General features: G+C 37.9%; 4 protein-coding genes. All 4 read left to right on the forward strand.

Annotated elements, in window-relative coordinates:
- Positions 1 to 17: 17 nt before the first annotated feature.
- The 4 genes from GSY74_RS03845 to GSY74_RS03860 are packed head-to-tail and all read left to right on the forward strand — an operon-like array spanning position 18 to position 5,545.
- Positions 18 to 1,439, forward strand: a complete 1,422-nt coding sequence (locus tag GSY74_RS03845; protein ID WP_255494529.1) for a TolC family protein — start codon at positions 18 to 20, stop codon at positions 1,437 to 1,439.
- The gene (locus tag GSY74_RS03850) at positions 1,436 to 2,230 is read left to right on the forward strand and encodes an efflux RND transporter periplasmic adaptor subunit (RefSeq protein ID WP_164663787.1); all 795 of its coding nucleotides are present in this window, start codon (positions 1,436 to 1,438) and stop codon (positions 2,228 to 2,230) included. Before GSY74_RS03845 ends, GSY74_RS03850 begins: the two co-directional genes overlap by 4 nt.
- The gene (locus GSY74_RS03855; RefSeq protein ID WP_164663788.1) at positions 2,230 to 3,846 is read left to right on the forward strand and encodes an efflux RND transporter permease subunit; all 1,617 of its coding nucleotides are present in this window, start codon (positions 2,230 to 2,232) and stop codon (positions 3,844 to 3,846) included. Before GSY74_RS03850 ends, GSY74_RS03855 begins: the two co-directional genes overlap by 1 nt.
- Complete coding sequence (locus GSY74_RS03860; protein ID WP_164663789.1) at positions 3,836 to 5,545, forward strand: efflux RND transporter permease subunit; 1,710 nt, start codon at positions 3,836 to 3,838, stop codon at positions 5,543 to 5,545. Before GSY74_RS03855 ends, GSY74_RS03860 begins: the two co-directional genes overlap by 11 nt.
- Positions 5,546 to 5,835 lie beyond the last annotated feature (290 nt).

Below are 5,835 nucleotides of genomic sequence, written 5' to 3' on the forward strand. Positions count from 1 at the left end.
CAAAGAAAAGGAAGAGAATGATTTTAAAAAAATCTTTAACTCTCTGTATTGTACCATTGGTTATCTTGACTAGTATGCTAAATGCAGATGAGCTAGAAGCGAAGATTGAAAACCTATCTCTACAAAATGCTCTGGAGTTGGTCAAAAAGGATAACTTGGAGCTAAAAATTGCTAAGTTTACTGAACAGATGAAAGCCTATGAAGCCAAAGAGGCAGAGGGTCACCGTTATGGTAAACTAGATGTCACACTTCAAGCTATTCGATCCAATAGTGCAGGAAATGTTTTTGGATTTAAACTAGAGAGCAGAGAGGCTACATTTGGTGATTTTGGAGCAGAAGAGTTTATGAATAATATGGGTGCTGCACAACAAGGTGATATGACGGCAGCGGGAAGAATGTATTCAGATCCACCAGAAAATTTAAACAATCCAAAGGCGAGAAACCACTTTCAAACAAAGTTTAGCTATATGGTTCCACTCTATACAGGTGGAAAATTAACACAGTATAAAAATATTACTAATGCACTACATACCATGAGTAAGCTTGATACATCTAAGCTACTTAATGAGAAGATATTTCAGACTACTAAAACTTTTTATGACATCTCCTTGGTTGATAACTATATTCTAAATCTTGGTAGTATTATTGATAATATCAATAGACTAGATGAGATTGTTTCTAATATGAGAGAAGAGGGTTTTGCAAAAGAGATTGACCAGCTTGAAGTCCAAGCACGAAAAGCAGAGGCTATGAGCATGTTGAGTCAGGCTACATTCAACAGAGAACTAGCTTATCAATATCTCTCTTTTTTAATGAATAGCGATGTAGAATCTATCCAAAATGTTTCAGATATGGCACCTATGCCAACTGTGGTAAAAGAGGAAGTTCAGAAGATTAATCTTGATATACGAAAAGCGAAGCTTGGATTAGAGATTACAGATATGGCAGTTAAACTTCAAGAGTCAAACTTTCTGCCTGAAGTGGGTGCATTTGGCGAGTATGGCAGTGCGGATGATAATCTATTTAATGAGTTTTTGGATAAAGACTCTTACACTATAGGTGTTCAAGCAAAATGGAATCTTTTTAATGGTGGAATAGACAAAAACAACCTAGAGAGAGCCAAAGTTGAAAATATGAAAGTTCATGAGCAGGTAAACTTAGCCAAAAGAGGAATCTGTCTTAAGGTTAGAAAAACTATGACAGAGATTAAGAGTGAAAATGCAGAGATAAAGAGCCTAGAGGCTCAACTAGAGTTTGCGAATAGAGTCTATGAGACTTATCAGGCACAGTATCAAGAGGGAATCAGCTCTATCTCTGATGTACTTATCAAACAGTCAAAAGAGCTTGAGGTACTACTAAAACTACTTACCGTAAAAAATGAGAGAAACACAAAGATATTTGAACTAAATAGTATTATTGACAAAGGAGATGAAATATGAAAAAAATAACACTACTGCTACTCTTAGCAGTTAGCTACGCTAGTGCGATTGAACTAAATCTGACAGGCTCCGTTGTTTCAGACAACCAGAAGATGATAACAAGCCGATATATGGGAATTGTTAAAAAGATGAATGTCTCTGAGGGAGAAATTGTCAAAAAAGGTCAACTACTCTATCAGATTGACTCCAAAGAGATTGATTCAAAAAAAGAGCAAGTGGAGCTTGGGATTTCACAAGCACAACTAGCACTTCAGATGAATAAAAATCAAGAGACCAATGTGTTGCTAAATCTTGGACGATACCAAAGACTGTTTAAAAAAGGGATGGTCTCTAAATATGAGCTAGAAAATCTACAACTAGCGGCCAAAAACATGAAAGATATGGTAAAAATATCTCAAAAACAGATTGCACAAGCAAGAGCTATGAAAAAAGAGGTTATGAACCAATACAACTATCTCAAACTAAAAGCTCCAAATGATGGTGTAATCATTATGAAAACACTCAATGTTGGTGAGATGGCAATACCTGGTATGCCGGGGGTTGTCTTGACTGATTTAAGTAAGCTTAGTATTATCGTTGAGATTTCAGAGACAAACCTAAAGCATATTGAACTTGGTAAAAATGTAGCTGTAGAGATTCCATCAATAGATTTTGCAACTATGGGAAGTATCTCCTCGATTATCCCTAGCTCCAATCCAATGACCCATAAGTTTAAGATGAAAATCAAATTTAATAAAAAAGGCAAATCTATATATCCAGGTATGTATGCCAAAGTCAATATTAAAGATTAATGATGCAAAAAAAACCATATGAAGTAAAAGATGTTGCTGGTAAATTAGCAAAAGGGTTTCTTCGAAATCCTCTAACTGCTGTCTTGGGTATTTTCCTTATAGCCATAGGTTGGATAGCCCTAGAGACGATGCCTAGAGAAGAAGACCCACAGATAGCTATATCAGGTGGAGCGATTATTGTAGCGATGCCAGGTGCTACCCCTTTGGAGATTGAAAATGTCATTGTCAAGCCCCTAGAGAAAAAACTCCGTGAGGTTCAAGGAATAGAGCATGTTTATGGTATGGCGATGGACAATGTCGGAATCGTCAATGTGATGTACTATATCGGTGAAGATAGAGAAAAATCCAATCTCAAACTCTATGATAAAGTGATGCAGAATATGGATCAGATGCCAAAAGGGGTGATGCAACCACTTATTAAACCCTTTGATATTGATATTGCTGTCCCTATTATGACCGTTGCTCTCTACAAAAAAGAGGACTCGAAACTCTCAACGATTGATTTGGTTGAGAAGGTCAAAGCACTTCAACACAAAATCAATGGTATCGAAAATGTTGCAAAAACTACTCTAAAAGGAGCCCACAAAGAGCAGTTTAATGTAGAGGTTGATATGGGAAAACTCTCTGCATATCACCTCTCAATGGGTCAGATTATGCAATCTGTTCAATCACTAGCTGTCTCTGTACCTGATGTAAAAGGTCGCTCTGCTGATGGAAAACTTGTTATGTTTGGTATCTCTAATGCTATAGAGAGTATAGATGATGTCAACAATGTTATCGTCGCTCAATATATGGGTTCTCCTATCTATCTGCGAGATGTTGCATCGGTTACAGCAGGAATTGATAAACAGAACTTCCAAGATGTTGAGATATATTATAGAGAAGATGGCAAAGTTGAAAACCCTATGAGTGATGCCACTCCTCAGGTTACCATGACCATCGCTAAACTAGCAGGAACCAATGCTGTTTTTGTGGCAAAAGATGTTGAGAAGATGTTAACAGAGTATCACACAGCGTTTGAGAAAGATGGGATAGGATATATCATTACAAGAAATTATGGTGAGAGAGCAAATGAGGCTGTAAATGAGCTGATGCATCACTTGGTGATTACCATTATTATTATTGCGATTATGCTGGTCTTTGCACTGGGTTGGAGAGAGTCGCTTATCGTTACATTCTCTGTTCCTGCTATTTTGGCAGTGACACTATTTATCGCATATATGACGGGTCAGACCATGAACAGGATTACGCTCTTTGCATTTTTACTATCACTAGGACTGCTAGTGGATGCAGCCATTATTGTTATTGAAAACATCCACAGACACCTCCACGACGAGAGTGCCAAAGATAAAGAGATGGGTGAACTTCTTGTTGAGGCAACAGATGAGGTTGGAGGACCTACCAATATTGCTACTTTAGCAATTATTATGACTATGGTTCCTATGGCATTTGTTGGTGGTATGATGGGGTCATTTATGAAACCAATACCATATAATGTACCTGTAGCTCTATTTGCTTCACTTGTTGTTGCTTATATCTTTACACCTTATCTAAGTCTAAAACTTCTAAAAAAACCTGAACACGAAGATAAAAAAGGAGCAAAAGATGGGAAATAATAAAACACCTAAATTTGAACGGTTTGTCCATAATATTTTGGATAGTAAATTCAAAAAGTTTTTAGTTGTTGTCTTGACAGCTGTAGCCTTTTTTGCCACACTGCTGATGTTTCCAAGCAAAGGGGTACTAGCAAGAATGCTACCAGGAAAGAGTGCCAACACCTACTCTATCTATATAGATACACCCACAGCAAGCTCTATAGAGCAGACAAAAAAAGTAGCTACATGTGTTCTCGATATACTCAAAAGAGAGAGAGAGATTCTACATATGGAGCCTTTTTATGGACAGGGTATTCCACTAGATTACGCAGGTCTTGTCAAGGGTGCGAGTATGAAACGCACAGAGAATGTAGCTGAAATATCTGTAAACCTAACGGATAAACATAACCGAGAAGAGCCATCATTTCTCATGACCCAAAGATTAAGACCTGTTCTAAAAAATAGCTGTGAATCTGTTGTTTCAGGAACTACTATCAAGCTCATAGAGCAACCCTCTGGCCCTCCTACTATGGCTTCTATTGTGGTAGAGGTACATGGTGACAATATTGAGCAGAGCCGACAACTCTCCATTGAGGTAAGTAAGATATTAGCCAATACAGAGGGATTGGTAGATATTGACATTATGGCTGATGATATTTATGACAGATACAACCTCACCCCAAACAAAGAAAAAATCAGCAGAAGTGGCTTGGATATTAAACAGGTCAACAACATCCTCTATCTTGCCTTTGAGGGGAAGGTTATCGCCAGTAAAAACTCAGCCAATCGCCTGACACAGATTCCAATATTTTTGGTGCTTAGTAAAGAGACCAAAGAGCTATCTTCCTCTGATGAGGATGCCCTGCGTAGTAAACTCTCTTCACTAAATCTTATGAACAAAAAAGGGATGATGGTGCCGCTTAGCGAAATGGTAGATATATCAAAAGTCAAATCGGTTCCGATGATTATGCACAAAAACCTTAGTCGCATGATTAATGTCATCGCAGAGACCGATATGGTCTCACAACTCTATCCACTGCTGGATGCTAGAGATGTGATGTTGGAGCATTTTGCAAAGCAGTATGATATTGAAAAAGCAGGATTTACTACCTATATGTTTGACCTATACCTAACAGACAAACACTCAGGTGAGAAGTTCTTACTCCGATGGGATGGAGAGATGAAAGTATCTCTGGATACCTTTAGAGATTTGGGTGGAGCATTTATCTCTGCACTGGTACTTATCTTTTTCTTATTGGTAATCTACTATAAAAGTTTTGCTTTGAGTGGTATTATTTTGATTGGCTCATTTCTCTCATTGATTGGTGTAATACTCGGTCACTGGGTAGCAGATATGGTCACCACAGAGACCTTCTTCCTCACAGCGACCTCCTTGATTGGATTTATTGCTCTGATGGGGATTAGTTCAAGAAACTCACTACTGCTCATTGACTTTGCTATGGATTTAATCAATAAAAAAGATATAGAGAAGAAACGAGCAATTGCAATAGCCGCGAACACTAGAGCAAAACCCATTATGCTTACAGCCGTTGCGATTATCTTAGGTTCAGCTCTATTAGCAGGTGACCCTATCTTTGGTGGACTTGGTGTTGCTCTTATATCTGGTACAGTTGCTGCTGTTTTTGTATCTCTGCTTTTTGTTCCTGTTCTTATGGACAATGCTAAGGCTATGGATAAAAAAGAGGATGAGGAGTTTTAAAACTCTCTCACCCTCCCCTCCTCTTTCTCAGAATCTATAATAGACTTCTTGCAAAGCTAGGAAACGATGGCTTTAGCCTCGATATATTCGGGACTAAAGTCCAATGCCAATGAATTAAGGATTTAGACAAGGGAATCCCTTGTCTCTACTGTTTTGAAATTGAAATATTGTAGGGACAATGGCTTTGCCTTATCCTAATAAATCAATGCCAATGAATTAAGCTTTTTTTGAACCAAATAGTTCGGGTGTAAACACGCCGATTCCGAAAATGCAAATTGCATATAAGGAAA

Source organism: Sulfurovum sp. bin170 (assembly GCF_010892395.1).
GTDB lineage: Bacteria > Campylobacterota > Campylobacteria > Campylobacterales > Sulfurovaceae > UBA1140.

Excerpts from the sequence above, each read along its gene's own strand:
- GSY74_RS03855 (WP_164663788.1), top strand. The coding sequence starts at position 2,230 with ATGATGCAAAAAAAACCATATGAAGTAAAAGATGTTGCTGGTAAATTA.
- GSY74_RS03845 (WP_255494529.1), top strand. The coding sequence starts at position 18 with ATGATTTTAAAAAAATCTTTAACTCTCTGTATTGTACCATTGGTTATC.
- GSY74_RS03850 (WP_164663787.1), top strand. The coding sequence starts at position 1,436 with ATGAAAAAAATAACACTACTGCTACTCTTAGCAGTTAGCTACGCTAGT.
- GSY74_RS03860 (WP_164663789.1), top strand. The coding sequence starts at position 3,836 with ATGGGAAATAATAAAACACCTAAATTTGAACGGTTTGTCCATAATATT.